Source organism: Labrys neptuniae (assembly GCF_040797145.1).
GTDB lineage: Bacteria > Pseudomonadota > Alphaproteobacteria > Rhizobiales > Labraceae > Labrys > Labrys neptuniae.
This window is the reverse complement of sequence record NZ_JBFNQD010000001.1, coordinates 1,218,534-1,240,598: the sequence shown is the minus strand read 5'-3', so window position 1 is coordinate 1,240,598 and position 22,065 is coordinate 1,218,534. Positions and strand designations below refer to the sequence as shown.

Annotated in this window: 20 protein-coding genes; 16 read left to right on the top strand and 4 right to left on the bottom strand. The window is 64.4% G+C overall.

The window, feature by feature from the left end; all coding sequences use genetic code 11:
• Nucleotides 1-23: 23 nt before the first annotated feature.
• On the top strand, nt 24-1,145 hold the full coding sequence (gene mraY / locus ABXS05_RS05915) for a phospho-N-acetylmuramoyl-pentapeptide-transferase (RefSeq protein WP_311941710.1): 1,122 nt from the start codon (nt 24-26) through the stop codon (nt 1,143-1,145).
• Between the two features lie 14 nt (nt 1,146-1,159).
• Complete coding sequence (murD, locus tag ABXS05_RS05910; RefSeq protein ID WP_367623235.1) at nt 1,160-2,566, top strand: UDP-N-acetylmuramoyl-L-alanine--D-glutamate ligase; 1,407 nt, start codon at nt 1,160-1,162, stop codon at nt 2,564-2,566.
• A gap of 11 nt (nt 2,567-2,577) precedes the next feature.
• On the opposite strand, the gene ABXS05_RS05905 is transcribed toward murD, so the two are convergent.
• On the bottom strand, nt 2,578-3,462 hold the full coding sequence (locus ABXS05_RS05905) for a LysR family transcriptional regulator (RefSeq protein ID WP_367623234.1): 885 nt from the start codon (nt 3,460-3,462) through the stop codon (nt 2,578-2,580).
• A 113-nt stretch (nt 3,463-3,575) separates the two neighbouring features.
• Here ABXS05_RS05905 and ABXS05_RS05900 point away from each other — a divergent pair, with 113 nt between their 5' ends.
• A complete protein-coding gene (locus tag ABXS05_RS05900) occupies nt 3,576-3,761 on the top strand; it encodes a 4-oxalocrotonate tautomerase (RefSeq protein ID WP_311942024.1) in 186 nt (61 codons plus the stop codon).
• Nucleotides 3,762-3,843: 82 nt separating this feature from the next.
• Here ABXS05_RS05900 and ABXS05_RS05895 read toward each other — a convergent pair whose 3' ends face one another.
• Nucleotides 3,844-4,812 (bottom strand): alpha/beta fold hydrolase, encoded by a 969-nt coding sequence (locus tag ABXS05_RS05895; protein ID WP_367623233.1) that lies wholly within the window; start codon nt 4,810-4,812, stop codon nt 3,844-3,846.
• Between the two features lie 78 nt (nt 4,813-4,890).
• On the opposite strand from ABXS05_RS05895, the gene ABXS05_RS05890 reads away from it, so the two are divergent.
• The 5 genes from ABXS05_RS05890 to ABXS05_RS05870 all read left to right on the top strand — a co-directional run bounded on the left by ABXS05_RS05890 (nt 4,891) and on the right by ABXS05_RS05870 (nt 10,387).
• Complete coding sequence (locus tag ABXS05_RS05890) at nt 4,891-5,508, top strand: TetR/AcrR family transcriptional regulator (RefSeq protein WP_367623432.1); 618 nt, start codon at nt 4,891-4,893, stop codon at nt 5,506-5,508.
• Nucleotides 5,509-5,686: 178 nt separating this feature from the next.
• On the top strand, nt 5,687-6,856 hold the full coding sequence (locus ABXS05_RS05885) for an FtsW/RodA/SpoVE family cell cycle protein (protein ID WP_311941699.1): 1,170 nt from the start codon (nt 5,687-5,689) through the stop codon (nt 6,854-6,856).
• Nucleotides 6,853-7,944 carry an undecaprenyldiphospho-muramoylpentapeptide beta-N-acetylglucosaminyltransferase gene (gene murG, locus ABXS05_RS05880; protein WP_367623232.1) on the top strand — a complete coding sequence of 364 codons (1,092 nt, stop codon included), beginning with the start codon at nt 6,853-6,855 and terminating at the stop codon, nt 7,942-7,944. Before ABXS05_RS05885 ends, murG begins: the two co-directional genes overlap by 4 nt.
• Before the next feature lie 168 nt (nt 7,945-8,112).
• Entirely contained in the window at nt 8,113-9,516 is a 1,404-nt protein-coding gene (gene murC / locus ABXS05_RS05875; RefSeq protein ID WP_367623231.1) for a UDP-N-acetylmuramate--L-alanine ligase, read from the top strand.
• Between the two features lie 190 nt (nt 9,517-9,706).
• Nucleotides 9,707-10,387: a DNA alkylation repair protein gene (locus ABXS05_RS05870; protein ID WP_367623230.1), complete on the top strand. Its 681-nt coding sequence runs from the start codon at nt 9,707-9,709 to the stop codon at nt 10,385-10,387.
• A gap of 33 nt (nt 10,388-10,420) precedes the next feature.
• Here the strand turns inward: ABXS05_RS05870 and ABXS05_RS05865 are convergent, their stop codons facing one another.
• Complete coding sequence (locus tag ABXS05_RS05865; protein WP_367623229.1) at nt 10,421-10,972, bottom strand: DUF4269 domain-containing protein; 552 nt, start codon at nt 10,970-10,972, stop codon at nt 10,421-10,423.
• Nucleotides 10,969-11,490, bottom strand: coding sequence for a nucleotidyltransferase family protein (locus ABXS05_RS05860; RefSeq protein WP_311941685.1), 522 nt, complete (start codon nt 11,488-11,490; stop codon nt 10,969-10,971). The genes ABXS05_RS05865 and ABXS05_RS05860 overlap by 4 nt, the downstream gene beginning before the upstream one ends.
• 307 nt (nt 11,491-11,797) lie before the next feature.
• Between ABXS05_RS05860 and murB the strand changes: the two genes are divergently transcribed.
• The 8 genes from murB to ABXS05_RS05820 all read left to right on the top strand — a co-directional run bounded on the left by murB (nt 11,798) and on the right by ABXS05_RS05820 (nt 22,054).
• The gene (murB, locus tag ABXS05_RS05855; protein WP_367623228.1) at nt 11,798-12,715 is read left to right on the top strand and encodes a UDP-N-acetylmuramate dehydrogenase; all 918 of its coding nucleotides are present in this window, start codon (nt 11,798-11,800) and stop codon (nt 12,713-12,715) included.
• A 361-nt stretch (nt 12,716-13,076) separates the two neighbouring features.
• Entirely contained in the window at nt 13,077-13,973 is an 897-nt protein-coding gene (locus ABXS05_RS05850) for a cell division protein FtsQ/DivIB (RefSeq protein ID WP_367623227.1), read from the top strand.
• Nucleotides 13,970-15,295, top strand: coding sequence for a cell division protein FtsA (gene ftsA, locus ABXS05_RS05845; protein ID WP_068282115.1), 1,326 nt, complete (start codon nt 13,970-13,972; stop codon nt 15,293-15,295). The genes ABXS05_RS05850 and ftsA overlap by 4 nt, the downstream gene beginning before the upstream one ends.
• A gap of 239 nt (nt 15,296-15,534) precedes the next feature.
• On the top strand, nt 15,535-17,199 hold the full coding sequence (ftsZ, locus tag ABXS05_RS05840; protein WP_367623226.1) for a cell division protein FtsZ: 1,665 nt from the start codon (nt 15,535-15,537) through the stop codon (nt 17,197-17,199).
• A gap of 326 nt (nt 17,200-17,525) precedes the next feature.
• Nucleotides 17,526-18,485 (top strand): UDP-3-O-acyl-N-acetylglucosamine deacetylase, encoded by a 960-nt coding sequence (gene lpxC, locus ABXS05_RS05835; RefSeq protein ID WP_311941670.1) that lies wholly within the window; start codon nt 17,526-17,528, stop codon nt 18,483-18,485.
• A 262-nt stretch (nt 18,486-18,747) separates the two neighbouring features.
• The gene (locus tag ABXS05_RS05830) at nt 18,748-19,614 is read left to right on the top strand and encodes an outer membrane protein assembly factor BamD (protein WP_311941667.1); all 867 of its coding nucleotides are present in this window, start codon (nt 18,748-18,750) and stop codon (nt 19,612-19,614) included.
• Between the two features lie 116 nt (nt 19,615-19,730).
• Complete coding sequence (gene recN, locus ABXS05_RS05825) at nt 19,731-21,404, top strand: DNA repair protein RecN (RefSeq protein WP_367623225.1); 1,674 nt, start codon at nt 19,731-19,733, stop codon at nt 21,402-21,404.
• Between the two features lie 20 nt (nt 21,405-21,424).
• Nucleotides 21,425-22,054 (top strand): transposase, encoded by a 630-nt coding sequence (locus tag ABXS05_RS05820; RefSeq protein WP_367623224.1) that lies wholly within the window; start codon nt 21,425-21,427, stop codon nt 22,052-22,054.
• Nucleotides 22,055-22,065: the final 11 nt, after the last annotated feature.

The window sequence follows — 22,065 nt, the reverse complement described above, 5'->3', positions numbered from 1 at the left end:
CGCCTGAGGTTGAAAGGATTTCCATGTTCTATCTGCTGAGTCGCTTCAGCGAACATTTCGAGCTCCTCAACCTGTTTCGCTACATCACCTTCCGGACCGGTGGGGCGATCTTCACGGCGCTGCTGTTCGTGTTCTTCTTCGGGCCGTGGACCATCTCCTGGCTCAGGGTGAAGCAGGGCAAGGGCCAGCCGATCCGCGACGACGGCCCGCAGTCGCATCTGTCCAAGCGAGGCACGCCGACCATGGGCGGGCTGATGATCCTGTCTGGGCTGGGCGTGTCGACCCTGCTGTGGGGGAATCTCGCCAATGTCTATGTCTGGGCCGTGCTCCTGGTGACGCTCGGCTTCGGAGCTATCGGCTTTTACGACGACTATCTCAAGGTGACCAAGCAGAGCCATAAGGGCTTTTCCGGGCGGGCGCGGCTCGGTCTGGAATTCCTGATCGCCGGCGTTGCCGTGATCCTGATGGCACAGGCAGGTGGGGCGCGCTTCCTCGGCTTCCTCTGGGGCAGCGGAGCGCCGATCTCGCAGGCGACATCGCTTGCCTTTCCCTTCTTCAAGGAACTCCTGATCAACCTCTCCTATTTCTTCGTGGTCTTTGGTGCCTTCATCATCGTGGGCTTCGGCAATGCCGTGAACCTGACGGACGGCCTGGACGGTCTTGCCATCGTGCCGGTGATGGTGGCGGCCGGAACCTTCGGTGTCATCGCCTATCTCGTCGGCAACGCCAATTTCGCCAATTACCTGCAGCTCCATTTCGTGCCCGGCACCGGCGAGCTCGCGGTGATCTGCGGCGCCATGATCGGGGCGGGGCTCGGCTTCCTCTGGTTCAATGCGCCGCCGGCGCAGATCTTCATGGGCGATACCGGCTCGCTCGCTCTCGGCGGCATGCTGGGTTCGATTGCCGTGGCGACCAAGCATGAGATCGTGCTGCTCGTCGTCGGCGGCCTGTTCGTGGCGGAAACCCTGTCGGTGATCATCCAGGTGCTGTCGTTCCGCTATACCGGCAAGCGCGTGTTCAAGATGGCGCCGATCCACCACCATTTCGAGCAGCTCGGCTGGAAGGAACCGCAGGTCGTGATCCGCTTCTGGATCATCGCGGTGGTGCTGGCCCTGCTCGGGCTTGCCACGCTCAAGCTCAGATAGGACGAAAGATCGTCATGATCCCGATCACTTCCTTCGGCGACCGTGCTGTCGCCGTCTTCGGCCTCGGCGGGTCGGGCCTGGTGACGGCCGAGGCTCTCGCCGCCGGGGGCGCCAGGCCGATCGTCTGGGACGATGGCGAGGCCGGCCGCAAGGCCGCCGCCGACAAGGGGCTTGACGTCCGTGACCTCAATGAGGTCGACTGGTCCTCCGTCGCCGCGCTGGTCCTGTCGCCCGGCGTGCCGCTCACCCATCCCGAGCCGCATTGGTCGGTCAAGCTTGCCGCTGCGCATGGGGTGGAAGTGATCGGCGATATCGAGCTCTTCGTGCGCGAGCGCCGGGCGAGGGCGCCGGGCGCGCCCTTCATCGCCATCACCGGCACCAACGGCAAATCCACCACCACGGCGCTGATCGCGCATCTGTTCGCGGCCGCCGGCCGCGACGTGCAGCTCGGCGGCAATATCGGCACGGCGATCCTGTCGCTGGAGCCGCCGTCGCCCGACAAGGTGCAAGGGATCGAAAGAGTTTATGTCGTCGAGTGCTCCTCCTACCAGATCGACCTGGCGCCGAGCATCGATCCCTCCGTCGCCATCCTGCTCAATGTCACCGAGGATCATCTCGACCGCCACGGCACGCTGGAACATTATGCGGCCGTGAAGGCGCGCCTGGTCGAAGGCGCGGCCACGCCGGTCGTCGGCGTCGACGATGTCTGGTGCGCTGCCATCGCCGACGAGATCGAAGCCAAGGGTGGCCGGCCCGTCCGCATCTCGGTCGAGAGACAATTGAGCGATGGTGTCTATGCCATTGGCGACAGGTTGTTTTCCGCGCAAGCGGGGAGGGCGGTCGAGGTGGCGAGCCTGGCCGGTATCGGCTCCCTGCGTGGCGCGCACAATGCCCAGAATGCCTGCGCGGCGCTGGCGGCAGCGCACGCAGGTGGGTTGACACTGGATCAGATCAAGACCGGCATGCGTAGCTTCCCGGGCCTAGCCCATCGCATGGAGCAGGTGGGTCGGCTCGGCCCCGTGCTGTTCGTCAACGATTCCAAGGCCACCAATGCCGATGCCGCGGCCAAGGCCCTGTCATCCTTCCCGACCCTGTACTGGATCGCCGGCGGCAAGCCCAAGACCGGCGGCATCGAGTCCCTGGCCAAGTATTTTCCCAAGATCCGCAAGGCCTATCTGATCGGCGAGGCAACGGACGAATTCGCGGCGACGCTTGAAGGGCACGTACCCTATGTGCGGGCCGAGACGATCGAAAAGGCGGTGCCGCTGGCCTCTGCTGATGCGGCAGCGTCCGGCCTCGACGAGGCCGTGGTCCTGCTTTCCCCGGCCTGCGCTTCCTTCGACCAGTTCCGCAATTTCGAGGAACGGGGCAAGGCCTTCTCCCGGGCCGTGCTATCCTTGCCGGGTATCGGCAAGGCCTGACGGCCTTTCGGTCAGCCGAAGCGGGCCAGCAGGAAGTCGATGGCGCTGCGCAGCATGGCCGTCGGCCGACGATCCGGCGCGTAGACCAGATGCATCGGCGTGGGGCGATAGGACCAGAGCGGCAGCACGGGCTCGAGCCGGCCGGCCTCGATGTCGTTGATCAGCAGCAGTTCCGGCTGGAGCACGATGCCCGCCCCATGCAGCGCCGCCACGCGCAGCGCCGAACCCTGGTTGGTGGTGAAGCGGCCGCCGATATTCACCGTGCAGGTCTCCCCATCCGGGCCGACAAGGTGCCAGATGCCCTGCGTGCGCCAATAGGCATGGCCAAGGCAATCATGATCGCCGAGTTCGCGGGGATGCTGCGGCCGCCCGCGTCGATCCAGGTAGCAAGGCGCGGCGGCCAGGATGCGACGATAGGGCTTCAGCGGGCGGGCGACCAGGTTTTCGTCCGTGAGGTCGCCGATGTGAATGCCGAGTTCGCAGCCCTCGCCGATCAGGTCCACGGTGCGGTTGTCGAGCACGAGATCGACGGTGACGTCGAGATGGCGCTGCAGATAGTCGACCAGGGCCGGCACCAGGCTTTCGCTGCCGAAGCTCACCGGCGCGACCATTCGCAACCGTCCGCGCGGATTGGCCTGCAATTCGGAGGCGCTCGCTTCGGCCAGGGCCACCTCCGCCAGGGCCGTCTTGCAGCGTTCGTAATAGAGCCTGCCGACTTCCGTGAGCTGGTGGCGGCGGGTGGTGCGATGAAGCAGTCGGGCACCCAGGCGCTGTTCGATCTGGCGGACATGCTTGGCGACCATTGTCGCCGATACCCGGCTGGTCTCTGCTGCGGCGGCGAAGCTGCCTTCCTCCACCACCCTGACGAACATGGCCATGCCGGCGAGCTTGTCCATGATTGCAACCCATGCGGTTCTGAATGAAAGGCCTAAGCGGCTATTTATCAGCAAATCGGTTTGGAGAACATTGCGGCAGGTCGACTAACGGACCTTTTCATGAGGAAGTGACCATGCCTGTGCTGCGAGTGGAAATGCACCCCGGACGGACGCTCGAACAAAAGCGCGATTTCGTGCAGGCGGCGACGAAGGCCGTCGTCGAAACCCTGGTTTGCCCGCCGGAATCCGTCGAGATCATCATCATCGAAGTTCCGAAGGACGCCTGGGCCGTTGCCGGGAAGCTGAAATCAGACGGTTGAGCGTGCCTTTCCACGGCGGGACGACAGTCTTGCTGTGGCATATGCGGGAGCCGGGCAGGATCGCGCCGGCTCCACGCGGGCATCAGCCTCTTGTCGATGCAGTTGTGAAAGCAGCGAGTTCCCGTCCGAACCGCGCGGGCTCTTCGTAGAAGGGGCTGTGGCCGCTGTCGGCATAGACCGAGAGCCGGCTATCGGCATGAAGGGCCTTGATGCGCTCGGACATGGTGAGGCGTACCAGTCGGTCGTGGACGCCATGCGTCAGCAGGACCGGGCCGGGATAGGCCTGGAACACCGGCTCGAGATCGGGCGTGGCCGTCTTGACGAACCCCTCGTTCACGGCGCGTTCGGTCATGCCGTTGACCACCAGCATACGCTGCAGTTCGATATCGGTGAGCGGTTTGTGAAAACAGGCCGCGAGAAAATCGGCCGTCGCAGCGGTTCGTTCGCCCAGGTCGTGTGAGACCGCCGTCTTGGCGAAGCTCACGGCGAGCGGGGTCAGAAGGTCGGGCGACAGCTTGGTGACCGCATCGACCAGGTTGATCCCGGCGATGCGCGAGCCGCCATATTTGCGCAGATAAGTGCCGGCGACATGGCCGCCCAGTGACCAGCCCACCAGGATGGGACGGCGCAGCTTCGCGGCTGCGATCACCGCGGCCACGTCGTCCGCCCAGCGATCCGGGTCGGAATAGGCGTCGGGCGAGGCAGGCTTGTCGGAATCGCCATGGCCGCGCAGGTCGAACCTCACCAGTCGAAAGCCGGTCAGGGCCGGATCGACAAACTGCTTGTCCCAGCTCAGCCGGCTCTGGCGCAGGCCGTGGATGAACAGGATCTCAGGGGCCGCCGGGTCGCCCTGCGCCTCGCCGGCCAGCAGCGTGCCATCGGCCGAACGGGTGAAGAAGCTTTCACGCCCTGAGCCTGGTTTACCTCCGTTCGCGACATCGGAGTGTTTCTTACCGATTGCGCCCGCCGCGGAACCTGCAAGTCCCGATTCGACGGCGAGGGCGGTGAGGGCGGCGGCGGCACCCAGGAAAAGGCGTCTTGAAGGATCCATAGCGATCTCCGATGTTGTTTATCAATCACTATTCAACTTGCTTGACGATGCCTGTCAAGATGTTGTTTAGTGTTCGATATGGAACGCGGTTCGAAATCGCGTGGCGGACGACCCTGGAGCTTCGATCGGGAACAGGCGGTCGAGACAGCCATGCGGCTGTTCTGGCGCCACGGCTATGAGGGCGTCTCGGTCGGCGATCTCACCAAGGCGATCGGGATCGCGCCCCCCAGCCTTTACGCCGCCTTCGGCAGCAAGGCCGGGCTCTACCAGGAAGCGCTGGCCCGCTACGAGGGTAGCATCGGCCGGCTCGATTTCGCCGCTGTCGCGCAGGCGGACGATCGGCCAAAGGCGGTGCGCCTGCTGCTGGAAGCGGCGATCGAGGCCGTCACCCATCCCGATCGCGAGCGTGGCTGCATGATCTCGAGCGGGATGGTTACCTGCCATCCCGACCATGCCGCGCTCGCCCGTGACCTTGCTGCGCGACGCGAGGATATCCGCATGAGGATCGTGCAGGCGCTGCAGCCTTTTGGCGACAACGAGACGATCCCCGGGCTGGCTCGCCATTTAGCGGCCGTGATGCAGGGGATCTCGATCCAGGCCCGGGACGGCAGCAGCCGTGCCGAGTTGCAGGAGATCGTCGAGGACGTGGTGGCGGGACTCGACCGCCGGCAATCCAGGAGCCAATCATCACGATAGAACAGGGCGAGGCGGCAGCCGATGCCGGCCGTTGCGAACGGAAGGCGAGCCGGTTCAATCGGCATTTCCAGGGGCATTGCCGGCAAAAACGCGACGAGGCCTTCGCATTTAACCGTTCCTAAACCCTGTCGGGAGCACTGCTAGGGCGATCCTCCCTCAGCTGACGGACTCCCTGTTCATGGCCTCGCGTACCGAACGTTCAGCCTTCAATGCCTGGTGGTGGACCGTCGATCGGCTGATGCTGATGACGATCCTGGCCCTGATGCTGACCGGTATCGTCCTCCTGCTGGCGGCGAGCCCCGCCGTCGCCGAGCGTATCGGCATCTCCGACATGTTCCACTTCGTCAACCGCCAGGCGATGATGATCCCGGTGGCGCTGATGGTAATGATCGGGATTTCCTTCCTGTCGCCGCAGTCCATCCGTCGGCTGGCCCTGGTGATGTTCCTGATCTCGATCGCGCTTGTCGCGGCGACGCTGTTGTTCGGCGCTGAGGTGAAGGGTTCCAGGCGTTGGATCGCCGGTATCCAGCCTTCCGAGTTCCTCAAGCCCGCCTTCGTCGTGCTGGCGGCCTGGCTGTTTTCCGAAAACGTCAAGCGGCCGGACGTTCCCGCCAACATCCTCGCCATGCTGCTGCTGGCCTGCTCGGCGGGACTGCTCATCCTGCAACCCGACTTTGGCCAGACCATGCTGATCTCCATCGTCTGGGGTGCGCTGTTCTTCATGGCCGGGCTGCACTGGTTCTGGATGGTCGGGCTCGGCGGCGTCGGCGTCGTCGGCATCGTGGCGGCCTATCAGTTCATTCCGCACGTCACCTCCCGCATCGACCGCTTCCTCAAGCCGGAGGGCACCGATACCTTCCAGGTCGACGTGGCGCGTGACGCCTTCCTGTCGGGGGGCTGGCTGGGCAAGGGGCCGGGCGAGGGCACCTACAAATTGATCCTGCCGGATTCCCACACCGATTTCATCATGGCGGTGACCGGCGAGGAATTCGGCCTTCTTTTCGTCATGGTGGTGGTGGCGATGTTCGCCCTCATCGTGCTGCGTGGCTTCTGGCACGCCTACAAGGTCGAAGATCCCTTCTGCCGCTTCGCCACCGCCGGCCTCACCCTCCTGTTCGGAATGCAGTCCTCGATCAATTTGATGGTCAATCTCCACATGATGCCCGCCAAGGGCATGACGCTGCCCTTCATCTCCTATGGCGGCTCCTCGCTGATCTCGGTGGCCTATGGCATGGGCATGGTGCTGGCGCTCACCCGCCGCCGCCCACGTACCGACATGCTCGAAAGCGCCTTCAGCTTCCGCGACCGCAGGGCCCAGGGCGCAGCTGGTATCGGATTGTCGTCGTGAGCGGCAAGATCATCTTGCTCTGTGCCGGCGGTACCGGCGGCCACCTGTTCCCGGCCGAAGCGCTGGCGGGAGCGCTCATGCCGCTCGGCTTTCGTCCGCATCTTGCCACCGACGAACGGGTGGAGCGCTATACCGGCACCTTTGCCTGGGAGGACATCCACGTCATCCCATCCGAGACCGTGCGTTCCCGCTCGCCGCTCGCCATGGCCAATACGCTCTGGCAGCTCGGCACGGGGACGTTTTCGGCCTGGCGCATGCTGGGGCGTCTGGCCCCCGCCGTGGTGGTGGGTTTCGGCGGGTATCCGACCCTGCCGCCGCTGACGGCTGCGGCTTGGCGCAGGATCCCCACCATGATCCATGAGGCCAATGCGGTGATGGGCCGGGCCAACCGCATGCTGGCGCCCAAGGTAACCCGCATCGCCACCGGCTTTGCCGATGTGGCGATGATGGACAATGTGCCGAAGTCGAAGCTCGTCCACACCGGCAACCCGGTCAGGCCGGCCGTGATGGAAGCGGTCAAAACGCCGTATCCGGACCTGGACGGGCCCATCAACCTATTGGTCTTCGGCGGCAGCCAGGGCGCCGCCGTGATGTCGGCGATCGTGCCGTCGGCGATCGCGCGGCTGGACGAACCATTGCGCCGCCGGCTCAGGATCGTGCAGCAGGCGCGCCAGGAGGACCTTACCGCCGTGCGTGAGACCTATGCCGGCCTCGGCGTTGCTGCGGACGTGCAGGATTTCTTCCGAGACTTGCCCGCCCGTATCGCGGGGGCCCATCTGGTGATCAGCCGCTCCGGTGCCTCGACCGTGGCCGAGCTTTCGGTCATCGGCCGCCCATCGATCCTCGTGCCGCTGCCGGGAGCGCTCGACCAGGACCAGGCTGCCAACGCCCGTACGCTCGCCAATGTCGATGGCGCCCGGATGGTGATGCAGCCGGACTTCACCGCGGAAACGCTGGCAGCCGATCTTACCGCGCTGCTCGCCGATCCGGTGGGGCTGCAGGCCATGGCCGCCAATGCCCGGAACGCCGGCATTCCCGACGCTGCCGATCGCCTCGCCGACTGGGTGGTGAAGCTGGCGGCGATGTGACGGGGGCGGGTCCTCGGAGCACGGACATCCTGTCCGCTCTTTGCAGTCTCGCAAGCGCGGCGTCTCCAAGAGGCGGACTGGAAGTCCGCGCTCCGAATTTTCTCCAAATTTGCCTCCCGGCCCTGTCGCCCCTATACGAACCGAAATCCCATCTTTTCGAGAGACCTCATGAAGCTGCCCCGTGAAATTGGCCCCATCCACTTTGTCGGCATCGGCGGTATCGGCATGTCCGGCATTGCCGAAGTGCTGGTCAATCTGGGCTACACGGTGCAGGGCTCGGACGCTGCCGACAATTACAACGTCAAGCGCCTGAAGGATAAGGGCGTGAAGACCTTCATCGGCCATGCCGCCGAGAATATCGGCGATGCCGAGGTGGTGGTGGTCTCCACCGCGATCAAGCGCGACAACCCGGAGCTCGTCGCTGCTCGTGAGATGCGCTTGCCGGTGGTGCGCCGCGCCGAGATGCTGGCCGAGCTGATGCGATTGAAGACCTGCGTCTCCATTGCCGGCACGCATGGCAAGACCACCACGACTTCGCTGGTGGCGACGCTGCTCGATGCCGGGGGTTTCGATCCCACCGTGATCAATGGCGGCATCATCAACGCCTATGGCACCAATGCACGGCTCGGTTCGAGCGACTGGATGGTGGTGGAGGCCGACGAGAGCGACGGCACCTTCCTCAAGCTGCCGACCGACGTCGCCATCGTCACCAATATCGATCCCGAGCATCTCGATCATTTCAAGACCTTCGATGCCATCAAGGATGCCTTCCGGACGTTCGTCGAGAACATTCCCTTCTACGGCTTTGCCGTGATGTGCCTCGATCATCCCGTGGTGCAGGAGCTGGTCGGCACCATCGAGGACCGCCGCGTCGTCACCTATGGCGAGAACCCGCAGTCCGATGTGCGCCTTCTCGATCTCGACCTCTCGGGAGGCCGTTCGCGCTTTCGTGTCGTCATTCGCGACCGCAAGACCGGCGCGGTGGTCGAGCTTCCCGATCTCGGCCTGCCCATGCCGGGCGGCCACAATGCCCTCAACGCGACCGCTGCGATCGCCGTTGCCCACAATCTCGGCATGGACGCCGAAGCGATCCGCAAGGGCCTGGAAGGCTTCGGCGGTGTCAACAGGCGCTTCACGCGCACCGGGGAGTGGAACGGCGTTACCGTGTTCGACGATTACGGCCACCATCCCGTGGAGATCTCCGCCGTGCTCAAGGCGGCGCGGGCCTCGACCACCGGGCAGGTGATCGCGGTGGTGCAGCCGCATCGCTATAGCCGCCTGGCGAGCCTGTTCAACGAATTCTCCGCCTGCTTCAACGATGCCGACATGGTCGTGGTCGCCGATGTCTATGCGGCCGGCGAGGCCCCGATCCCGGGAGCCGACAAGGAAGGCCTCGTCGCCGGTATCCGGGCGCGCGGCCACCGCCATGTCGTCGCGCTCGATGGTCCCGGCTCGCTTGCCGGCCTGGTCGCTTCGGCGGCCAAGCCCGGTGACTACGTGATCTGCCTCGGTGCCGGTAACATCACGCAATGGGCCTATGCACTACCGGGGGAACTGGCGGCGCTCGGGTGAGATGCAAACCGTAAGTGGGGTCTTGCACTTCGGTCGCGTTTTCATACCAAGAGGGGTTGGAGTGTCAGCCTCCCGGCTGACATCTTGAAAAGGAACGCTCGTCGGCAAGCGGGGTGTCAGCCGGGAGGTTGACACTCCACTGATCCGGCGTTCCCTCATGCAGCGCCGATGCGGTGCTGGGAGAATGGGCATGCGCCTGGCCGAGACGATCCGCGCACGTCTGGCGGCCGCTGCCGATCCCTCGCGTGCGCCGGGCATGCAAGCCTATATGAAATCGGCGATGCCCTATCTCGGTGTTTCCGCTGTGCCGCTCAGGCAGATCTGCAAGACCATCTTCGCAGATCTGCGCTTCGAGACCGCAGGGCACTGGCAGGCAGAGGTTCTCGCCATCTGGCGTGGCGCCGGTTTTCGCGAAGAGCGCTATGCCGCCATCGAGCTGACCGGCCTGCGGGCCGCCAGGGCGTTCCAGCGCTTCGACGTCCTGCCGATGTATGAGGAGCTGATCGTCACCGGCGCCTGGTGGGACTATGTCGATGCGATCGCCGCGCACCGTCTCCTGCCGATCCTGCGCAGTGACGGCGCGACGATGCGGCAGGCGATGCTCGCCTGGGCCGTCGATGCCGATATGTGGAAGCGCCGAAGCGCGATCCTCTGCCAGCTCGACGCCAAGGGGCAGACCGATCTCGATCTTCTCTACGCCTGCATCGCACCGTTGATCGGCTCCAAGGAATTTTTCCTGCGCAAGGCGATCGGCTGGGCTCTCAGGCATTATGCACGCATCGATCCCGCGGAGGTTGCCCGTTACGTCGACGAGCACCCCGAACTCAGCAATCTCAGCCGTCGCGAGGCCTTGAAGCATATCGCAGGGTGAGGTTGACCGGGGCTCATTAGTGGTTCCGAAGGGTCATTCCCTTTGCGCGATGGGAGCAGGGTAGCCGGCGGCGGCGAGGAGCACCTGGAGATGACCGTCCTCCCATTGCCCGAGCTCGATCAGGGCCTGATAGGGATCGCCTTTCAGGCGCAGGGCCGCGGCGAAGGCGGGTTCGGTCTTCAGGCCGGCCCGGCGATGATGCATGACGCTGCTGCGGAAGGGCTCTCCTCCCAGCGTGAGCAAGCGCCGCTCTGCCAAATAATGGCGCCAGCCTGCCTGTTCGGCCACCGGTTGAATGGAGGCGAAGATCTCGAAGCACCAGCCCCGCGCCGTAAAGGTGGCGACCACCGGGCGCCCACCTGCGGTCCATTGATGGATGGAGAAGGCCGGCGCTTCAGCAAGAGCCTCCCAGACTGTCCGAGTGAAGGCGAGGGTATCCGGGGCGTGGCAGAGGATGTCGATGTCGCTGGCGGGCAGGTCGACGCCGAGAGGGGGCGTGCCCGCGACATGCGGATCGTAGGCCTGCAACAATTCGAGCAGCCTGGTTGCCTGCAGGGCCTGCGCATAGCCCGGCCTTGCCGTCATGGCTGCAAATCCACCAGGCGCAGTTCGGGCCAGATCGCCTGGGCGCGTGCAGCCTTGGCGGCCAGGCCCTTGTCACCCGGGCGCCCCGGATTGGGGCGGATGACCATGCCGAAGACGTCATCGAGGCCGAAGGGGGCGGCGATGTCGATCGTGTCGTCTTCTTCCAGCCGAATGCCGACCGCATGCACGATAGCGGCATAGTGCCCGAAGGCCTCGTCGGCCGAATGGAGTTGCGGATAGGGCAGGCCGAAACGCTGCTCGAACCACAGATGGACCCGGGCCTGGTTGCGGATCTCGACCGGCCAGCGCCCGTCGAAGAGGGGAGCAGCACGCCGGATCACGGCATCCTCGGCTTCCCAGCTCACATCGGTGGCGTCGAAATAGATGAGATCATAATCCTTGATGCCGGTGCCGGTGGATTTCCCGGTCAGGCTGTTCCACACGCTCTGGTAGACGCAGCCCGCCGCCAGCCGCCATTGCGGCAGACGCAGCGAGCGGGCGGCGACGAGAAAGGCCATGAGGTTCTCATCCGTGCGGACGATGGCGCGGAGGCGTTCTTCCGGGGAGGTGGACCGATCCGGCAATGTTCGCTCCAACTCGTTGGTTCGACACGTCTTTGCGCTTCCGCAAATCGCAAGACGCCTTGGCAGAATCGCTGGGCTTTTTAAGCGAATGTAGGCGATAAGGCCGGCATTCCAAATCCCTGATCCCGCTATGGGGCGATCAAGAAGACCCTGCAGGATTTTAAACACTTGCAGAATATCTCAATGCTGCCCATTCGTGGGCAACATTGAGATATTCCGCCATTGGATCTTTTCGGACCCCATGACCTTTCCCGACCTCATTCCCTCGCTTCGCCCACTCATGCCGGGATTGCGCGGTACGCTGGAAGCCAATGCGCCGATGGCGCCGCTCTCCTGGTTTCGCACCGGCGGTCCGGCGCAGCTGCTGTTCACGCCGGTGGACGAGGAGGATCTGGCGCAGTTCATGGCCGGCCTGCCCGCACAGACACCCTGGATGGTGGTAGGACTCGGCTCCAATCTTCTGGTCCGTGACGGCGGCGTCGAGGGCGTGGTGATCCGCCTCGGCAAGGGTTTCGGCGCTATCGCCGTCGATGGCCTCGCCATCACGGCCGGCGCGGGAGCCCCGGATGTCAAGGTGGCGCGTGCGGCAGCGGAAGCGGGCATCCAGGGCCTGTCCTTCCTGCGCGGCATTCCCGGCGCGATCGGTGGGGCGCTGCGCATGAATGGCGGCGCCTATGGTGGCGAGACCAAGGATGTCTTCGCCTCGGCGCGGGCGGTCGGCCGCGACGGCTCGATCTTGATCTATGACGCACCCGCCATGGGCTTCAGCTATCGTCGCTGTGCCGTGCCGACGGACGTCGTATTCACGCAGGCGACATTCCGGGGCAAGCCGGGGGATCGCGAGGTGATCCTGGCGGAGATGCAGAAGATCACCGAGGCGCGTTCCTCTTCCCAGCCGGTCAATACCCGCACAGGCGGCTCGACCTTCAAGAACCCGCCCGGCCATTCGGCCTGGAAGCTGGTCGACGAGGCCGGTTGCCGCGGCTTGACCGTCGGCGGCGCCCAGGTCTCGCCGATGCACACCAATTTCCTGGTCAATCTTGGCACGGCCTCCTCGGCCGACATCGAAGCGCTGGGCGAGACCGTTCGCGAGCGCGTACGGAACCATGCGGGCATCGAGCTCGAATGGGAAATCAAGCGTGTGGGACGGGCGGCCTGACCCCGACCACGTTTCTCTCGATCGAGCCTCGGGCATGCCTGGGAGCAGCTCGCGAGACACGAACGTCCGTGGAAATTCCCGGCGTGATCCGGTCATGGGCCCTGCCGACAATCCCGGTTTGCCGGGTGCAGAGTGACCTTGCGGCATGTCGAGCCGGAAGTGGTGTCGATTTCTGAGCCGCGCCAGGGCCTAAAGCGGCAAAGCTGAAGCGCTGCTAACCGATTGTTTACTGATTTGTCCGAAAGCTAACCTTAATGGGGCATGAAGCATTTCCCGCTTGAGGGGGGTGGTCAGCTCCTGAGATCGCCCTTCAAAAGACCGTCCCAACCGGCGGTTCCTCAAGAGCGTTGGCTTCGAGCATATGCTGCGTTTGTTCAATCTGTCCTCCCTGCGCCAAGCCGGATTCACGACCAGGACGTTCGTGGATCAGCGCTCGTCGCGGCTGCAGCGTCTGCTGGCAAAGCCCCCGCGGGGACTGGGCCTCATGCTGTCGGCCGCCTTTCTGGTGGGAACCATCGTCTATGGTGCCCAGACCGGACCGGTCTGGCCGCAGATGAAGGTTCAGTATGGCGCGCCGCTCGACATGGCGGCCAATCTGTTCGGTTTCCGGGTCGAGACCGTCGCCGTCACCGGCCAGCGCGAGCTGACGGATCAGAAGATCTTCGCCGCTGCCGGGGTCACCAACACCTCGTCGCTGCTGTTTCTCGATGCCGAGGCGGCGCGCGAAGGGCTCGAGAAGCTGCCGCTGGTGAAATCGGCACAGGTCCGTAAGCTGTTTCCCTCCACGCTCTCGGTCACCATCGAGGAGCGCGCGCCCTACGCCCTGTGGCAGCGTGACGGCTCGGTCAGCGTGATCGCCGAAGACGGCGTCGTGATCGAGGATCATGTCGAGGCCCGTTTTGCCGCTCTGCCGCTGGTGGTGGGCGAGGGGGCCGACAAGCGGGCCAGCGAAATCGTTGCGGCGGTTGCCGCCACGCCCGAACTGACCGGCCGGGTCAGAGGGGCAACGCTCGTTTCCCAGCGCCGCTGGAATCTCACGCTCGACAATGGCGTGGTCGTTCGCCTCCCCGAGGACAATCCGGACCAGGCCTTGAAGAGCCTGGCCGGCCTCGAGCGGAAGGGCAAGGTTTTGGAAAAGGATATTCTGGCAGTCGACATGCGTATGCCCGATCGCGCTACCTTTCGTTTGAGTGAGCAGGCCGCGGCTGCCCGGGCCGACGCGCTGTCCAAGAAGAAGGCAAAGGGGGGCAAGGCATGAGCCCCTTCGAGAATGGCCTGACCCCCAAGCTCAAGCCGTTGGCGCCGCGTCGCACCACGGTGATGTCGGTGCTCGACGTCGGCACCAACAAGATCGTCTGCCTGATCGCGCGGCTGCGTCCGCTCGAAGGGGCCGATCTCCTGCCGGGTCGCAGTCACCAGGCCCAGATCCTGGGTATCGGCCATCAGCGTTCGCGCGGGCTGAAGTCCGGCGCCGTCGTCGACATGGAGGCCGCCGAACAGGCGATCCGCCATGCGGTCGATGCCGCCGAGCGCATGGCCGGCGTGCGGGTGGACTCGGTGATCGTCAACATTTCCTGCGGGCGGGTGGCGAGCGAGCACTATTCGGCCACGGTGGAAGTCGGCGGCCATCAGGTCTGCGATCTCGACATTCATCGCGTTCTCGATGCCGGCGCCAGCCATTCGGTGCGTGACGGACGCGCCGTGCTGCATTCGCTGCCGATCGGCCACATGCTCGACGGCGTCGGCGGCATCTCCGATCCCCGAGGCATGCTGGGCCGCCAGCTCGGTGTCGACATGCATGTGGTGACGGCGGAGTCGACGCCGGCCAAGAATTTGATGCTCGCCATCGAGCGCTGCCATCTCCATGTCGAGGCGATGGTCGCTACGCCCTACGCCGCCGGCCTGTCGGCGCTCGTCGACGACGAGACCGAGATGGGCGTGACCCTGATCGACATGGGCGCTGGCACCACCTCTGTCGCCGTCTTCGCCAATCGTGCCTTCGTGCATGCCGACAGCCTGCCGGTGGGCGGGGCGCATGTCACGACCGACGTGGCGCGCGGCCTGTCGACCAAGCTGTCGGAAGCCGAGCGCCTGAAGGTTCTCTATGGCGCCACCATCGCCAGCCCCTCGGATGATCGCGAGACGATCGCCGTGCCGCCCGTCGGGGACGAGCAGGGCGACGGCATCCATCACGTGCCGCGTTCGCGGCTGGTGCGCATCATCCGCCCGCGCATCGAGGAGATCCTCGAAATGGTGCGCGACCGCCTGCGCGGGTCCGGTGCCTGGGCCGAGGCGGGCCGCCGTGTCGTACTGACCGGGGGCGCATGCCAGTTGACGGGCACGGTGGAACTGGCGCGCAAGATTTTGGATCGGCAGGTCCGCATCGGGCGTCCGCTCGGCATCGCTGGCATGCCCGAAGCCGCCAAGGGGCCACCTTTCGCTACGGCAGCTGGCCTGCTGGTCTATCCGCAAATCGCCGGAGTCGAGCATTTCGAACCGCAGGTTCGGACGCGTGCGCAGGCTACCGGAACAGACGGTTATTTCGGTCGGGTCGGGCGTTGGTTGAAACACAGTTTCTAAACTTCGATTTGCAAAAGGGAAATCGAGTTTCGAATCGCAAAGGTAACGTTGAGACATGAAGAATGGCCGGTTTTTCAAGGCCATTTTGACTAATTTTTCCGGTCAAATTTAACCGGATTACACAAATGCCTGCTTCGCAAATCAGTAACTTTCTGATTCAAAGGGCAGGAAGGGGTCGTAAGGCCTTGATGAAGGTCAATTAAGGGGCGCGGCGACGCGTCTTGCAAAAGAGGCGAACCATGACGATCAACCTCAAAATGCCGGATATCCGGGAGTTGAAGCCGCGTATCACCGTGTTCGGCGTTGGTGGGGCTGGCGGCAACGCCGTCAACAACATGATCGAGGCCGGACTGGAAGGCGTCGACTTCGTCGTCGCCAACACGGACGCGCAGGCGCTGACCCTTTCGAAGGCCGATCGCATCGTGCAGATGGGCATCCAGGTTACCGAGGGTCTCGGCGCGGGTTCGCAGCCTGAGGTCGGTCGCGCCGCCGCAGAGGAAGTGATCGACGAGATCCGCGATCATCTCAACGGCGTCCACATGGTTTTCGTCACCGCCGGCATGGGCGGCGGCACGGGTACTGGCGCTGCGCCGGTCATCGCCCGCGTCGCTCGTGAGGTCGGTATCCTCACCGTCGGCGTCGTCACCAAGCCCTTCCATTTCGAGGGCCTGCGCCGCATGCGCCTGGCCGAGTCCGGCATCGCAGAGCTCCAGAAGAGCGTCGATACCCTCATCGTCATTCCGAACCAGAACCTGTTCCGGGTCGCCAACGACAAGACCACCTTCGCCGACGCCTTCGCCATGGCCGACCAGGTGCTCTATTCGGGTGTCGCTTCGATCACCGACCTCATGGTCAAGCCCGGCCTGATCAATCTCGACTTTGCCGACGTGCGCGCCGTGATGCGCGAGATGGGCAAGGCGATGATGGGCACCGGCGAAGCGTCGGGTGAGCGCCGCGCGATCCTGGCCGCCGAGGCGGCGATCGCCAACCCGTTGCTCGACGACGTCTCGATGAAGGGTGCCCGCGGCCTGCTGATCTCGATCACCGGCGGCCCCGACATGATGCTCTACGAGCTCGACGAGGCGGCGACCCGCATTCGTGAAGAGGTCGATCCGGAAGCCAACATCATTCTGGGAGCGACCCAGGATCCGTCGCTGGAAGGCACGATGCGGGTGTCGGTGGTCGCCACCGGCATCGACTCGGCCATCCTGCCTCAGGCTTCGCCCTCCAAGGACGACATTCGCCTGGCGGAAATGACCCAGCGCGTGCGTGACCAGGCTGCAGCCCAGGCCGCTCAGGCTGCCCGCGTTGCCGCGCCACGCAATGTCGCGCCGGCGGCTCCGGCCCCGGTGGCGGTCGAGCCCGCCCCGATCCAGCAGGAAATCGCCCAGCCGGTACCGGCCGCTCCGGTGGAGCCGGTGGCTGCTGCCAATGACGTGACGCTGCGCCCGCTGGCGCCCAAGCCGACCCTGTTCCGCGAGCCGGTGGTCGAAGAAGCCCCGCGTGCGCCCGAGCATCATCCCGAGCCCGAGCATTTCGTGCCGCCGGCGCCGGAGCGGGCCGTCGTTCGCCCGCCGCGCATGCCGCGCATCGAGGATCTGCCGATGCCGGCGCAGGCCCAGATTGCCGCCCAGCGTGGTCCGGAAGCCCCCCAGGCTGGCGACAAGAAGCGCATGACGCTGCTTCAACGCCTGGCTGCCGTCGGCCTCGGCCGTCCCGAGACGGATGAAGTCGAACATGAGCCGGCGCCCGTGGCGCGCCAGCCCGAGCCGCGCCCGGCTCCGCAGCGTCCGCCCGAAGCCCAGCGTCGTCCGCCGGCGCCGCGTCCGGCCCCGCAGCAGTCCCGCTCGATCGAGGACGATCAGCTCGAGATTCCGGCCTTCCTGCGCCGCCATTCGAATTGAGGCCGATTTCGCCTTCGTGACGAAATCGTAACCATAGTGCGGATCAATGACGGCCCGGGTCCATCGCCCGGGCCGTAATTTTTTGAAATGATTAAGGATTTTAAAACTAGGCTCACAAGCCGGAACTTGGCGAGCTTGTGTTACAGACCGTAAGAAAGCGTGATTTGGCTAAAGCTTTGGTTTTTGCTTTACGTATTTTCGAAGAAAGGTCCGAGTCCATGCCCCCGTGGCAGGGAATGAAAGGACCAAAGGGTCAAACAGAAAGCAGGCCGGTCTAGTTTCGGTTGGGTACCGCCACCCTGGCGGACGGCTTGTGGAATACGCACATGAAATCTGGTTTCCAGACGACTTTGAATGACCGTGTATCCCTCGAAGGGATCGGGGTCCATTCTGGCAAGCCTGTCTCCATCACACTGCATCCCAGCGAGGCCGACAGCGGCATCGTTTTCCTGCGCACGCATCTGGAGAACGGGCGCGAGCGGGAGATCCTCGCCCATTATCACAACGTCGTCGATACGCGCCTGTGCACGGTCGTCGGTGATGCCACGCGGGCTTCGGTTGCCACCATCGAGCATCTGATGGCGGCGCTGCGCGGCCTGGGCATCGACAATGTCACGGTTGAAGTCGACAGCGCCGAAATCCCGGTGATGGACGGTTCGTCCGCGCCCTTCATCGAGGCGATCGATCAGGTTGGCATCGCCACGCTGCGGGCGCGCCGCCGGCAGATCAAGGTGCTCAAGCCGGTTCGCGTCGAAATGGGCCGCGCCTGGGCTGAGCTGACGCCCTGGGACAAGTCCGGCAATGCAGGCTTCCGCCTCGACGTCGAGATCGATTTCGAGACGCCCCTGATCGGCCGCCAGCGCCGCGCGCTCGACCTGACACCCGACAATTTCCGTCGTGAACTGTCGCGGGCCCGTACCTTCGGCTTCGTCAAGGATGTCGAACAGCTGTGGGAGAGGGGCCTTGCGCTCGGCTCCTCCCTGGAGAACTCGGTGGCCCTGAGCGAGGATCGCATCCTCAATCCGGAAGGTCTTCGCTATGCCGATGAATTCGTGCGTCACAAGATGCTCGATGCGGTGGGCGACCTGGCTCTTGCCGGTGCTCCGCTGATCGGCCAGTTCCGCTCCTATTGCGGCGGACATCGCGTCAACTACATGATGCTTCAGGCCCTGTTCGCCGATGACAGCGCCTGGACCATGGTCGATGCACCGGTACGTCGCGAGAGCGGCCATGCCGAGCTTTCCAGCGGCCTGGCCGCAGCGGCCTTCGCGCCCGATACCAATTGAGTGCGAAGGCTTTTGCCTCGCTTGACAGCGCCGCCGCAAAGCATTGTACAATTTTGCAGAGGCGGTGGCGCTTGGCCGGACAATCGGCTACAAGGGCCCCTGCATTGCCGCCGGTATAACGGCCTATCCGTCTGGACGGGCTGGTGCTGGCTGTGAATGTCGAACCACGAAGTCTTAACGTTGTGGTGCGAAGCTGATGGATGGGTTCATCCGCCGGAAACGCGCGACAATGCTGGTACTAGTCGAAGTAGAGGTCTGAGTGATGCCGCTGCGTTCCCTCTCGTCTTCCCGCACCGTCGCGACGCGGCTCGCGGTTCGTGCCGTCGCCATTGCGCTGATGGCGACGCCGCTGGCTGCCTGCGGTTTTTGGGATGACGATCCGGGCTACAAGACCCAGGCGACCGACCCGCCGGATCTTCTCTACAACCAGGGCCTCGTCGCCATGAAGGGCGGCGACTATTCCAAGGCCTCCAAGCGTTTCGAATCGCTCGACAAGCAATATCCGCAGACGGAATGGCAGAAGAAAGCCATTCTGATGATGGCTTATTCGAATTACACGTCCGGCAATTACGACGATGCCATTACCTCGTCGCGCCGTTACGTGACCCTGTGGCCGAACGACAAGGACGCGGCCTACATGACTTATATCTGGGCCAACTCCCAGTATAAGCAGATCCCCGACATCACGCGCGACCAGGACCGGGCCAGCCAGGCGCTTGCCGGTTTCCAGAAGGTCGTCACCGACTATCCCAAGTCGGAATATGTCAGCGACTCCAAGTTCAAGATCCAGGTCGTGCGCGACCAGCTCGCCGGCAAGGAAATGGAGATCGGCCGCTTCTACCAGAAGCAGCAGAACTATTCCGCTGCGGTCAACCGCTACAAGACCGTGGTGAAGGACTATGCCCAGACCCGGCAGATCGAAGAGGCGCTGAGCCGCCTGACGGAATGCTACATGGCGCTCGGCCTTTCCAGCGAGGCGCAGACCGCCGCTGCCATCCTGGGCCACAACTACCCCAACAGCCAGTGGTACAAGGATGCGTATACGCTGGTGAAATCGCACGGCCTGGAGCCGCGCGAGGATACCGATTCCTGGCTGAGCCGGACGTTCCGCAACGCGATCACGCTCTAAGGCGCTGGTAGCGACTGTCGAATTTGCAAAGGGCCGGTCGCAAGATCGGCCCTTTGCTTGTGAGCAGCCTCATGTTTTGTCATGCGGCGCAGGCGTAAGCCCGGTATAGATCTGTCATGCTCGTTCAACTCGCCATTCGCGATATCGTTCTGATCGATCGGCTCGACCTCGAATTCGTCGCGGGCCTGTCCGTGCTGACCGGCGAGACCGGCGCCGGCAAGTCGATCCTGCTCGACGCCTTTGCCCTTGCGTTGGGCGGACGTGGGGACGGCTCCCTGGTACGTCATGGTACGGGCCAGGGGCAGGTCAGTGCCGTCTTCGACGTTTCGGCCGATCATGCTGCCCGAGCCGTGCTGAAGGCCAACGACATTTCCGACGACGGCGACCTGATCCTGCGCCGTGTACAGATGGCGGACGGCCGCACGCGTGCCTTCATCAACGACCAGCCCGTCAGCGTGCAGGTGCTGCGCGCCACGGGGGCGGCCCTGGTCGAGATCCACGGCCAGCATGACGACCGGGCCCTGACCGATCCTGCTTCCCACCGCGCGCTCCTCGATGCCTTCGGGGGGCTGGAGGATCTGGCGGCGGAAGTGTCCGGCAAGCATGCGGCCTGGCGCAAGGCCACGCAGTCGCTGGCACAGCACCGGGCCCGGCTGGAAAAAGCCCGGGCGGAGGGCGACTGGCTGCGCCATTCCGTCGATGAACTCGGCAAGCTCGATGTCCAGCTCGGAGAGGAAGAAGCCCTGGCCGAGCGACGCACCCATATGATGCAGGCCGAGAAGATCGCCGTCGATCTCAAGGAGGCCTATGAGGGGGTCGGCGGCAACGGCTCTCCCACGCCGTCGCTGGCGGCCATCATCCGGCGCCTCGAGCGGCGGGGCGCCCAGGCGCCACGCCTGGTCGAACCGGCCATCGCCTCGCTGGACCAGGCGCTCAACGCCCTGGAAGAGGCCCGCATCGCGTTGCAGACGGCATTGGACGAGGCCGATTTCGACCCGGCGGAACTGGAGCGCCTGGAAGAGCGCCTGTTCGCCCTGCGCGCGGCAAGCCGCAAATATGATGTCTCCGTGGAAGACCTGCCGGCCCTGGCCGAGCGTTATACGGCCGACCTGGCCGCCCTGGACGAGGGGGAAGGGCAGCTCCAGGCCCTGGAGCAGGCAGACCGTGCCGCTCGTCTCGCCTATGAGGCCTCGGCTGCGGTGCTCTCCGACAAACGCAAAGCCACCGCCGGCCAGCTCGATGCTGCCGTCAACGGCGAATTGCCGCCGCTCAAGCTCGACAGGGCGAAGTTCACCACTTCGGTCGAAAGCGACAAGACCCTGGCCTCGCCCGACGGGTTCGACAGGGTCGAGTTCTGGGTCCAGACCAATCCCGGCACCCGGCCCGGGCCGATGATGAAGGTGGCGTCCGGCGGCGAGCTTTCGCGTTTCATGCTGGCCCTCAAGGTCGCGCTGGCCGATCGCGGTTCGGCGCCGACCCTGGTGTTCGACGAGATCGATTCCGGCGTGGGCGGCGCCGTCGCCGATGCCATCGGCCAGCGTCTGGCGCGGCTGGCGGGCAAGGTGCAGGTCATCAACGTCACCCATGCCCCGCAGGTGGCCGCCCGGGCAGCCACCCATTTCCTCATCGCCAAGCAGGCCGAGGGCAAGGACAGGGTCGCCACCCGCGTTTCTCCTCTCGACACCGAAAAGCGGCGTGAGGAAATCGCCCGCATGCTCGCCGGCGCGCATGTGACCGACGAGGCGAGGGCGGCGGCTGATCGGTTGTTGGGAGGAGGGCTTCAGATCTAGCCGCATCCGAGGGGAGAACGTTGGAGCGAAAATACAGCGCAAATAATCTGCCAATGGAAGGTGGAGGCCACCGTGGCTGGTACCAACCGCATGGTTTGCCGCACTTTGATACCCCTGAGATCGTGCAGTTCGTAACGTTCCGGCTGGCAGATAGCCTCCCCGCCTGGGTCGAAGATCGCCGCGAAACATCAGTGGAGATGCGACGGCGTGTGGAAAGTAAGCTCGACGAGGGGATGGGGACTTGTTGGTTGGCGAATGCGGACATTGCTTTGCTGGTCGAGGGTGCGTTGCTTGCTTTCCACATGCAACGCTATCGTCTGTGGTCTTGGTGCATCATGCCCAATCACGTGCACTGCCTTTTCAACTTGAAGGATGGTTGGCGCCTGGCGGATGTGGTCAAGTCGTGGAAATCTTACACTGCTGCAAGGGCCAATCGAATTCTGGGGCGGCAGGGCGTTTTCTGGCAAGCCGACTATTTTGACCGTTACATGCGTAGTGAAGATCAAATGGCTCTAACGATTGATGATATCGAGCGCAATCCCGTTAAGGCAGGACTTTGCACCCATTGCACTGAATGGCGGTGGTCGAGCGCGCGCCGAAAATTAGGGGGCGGGTCTTCAGACCCGGCGTCTAACTTCATCACCGAGTAGTAGTGGCGGGT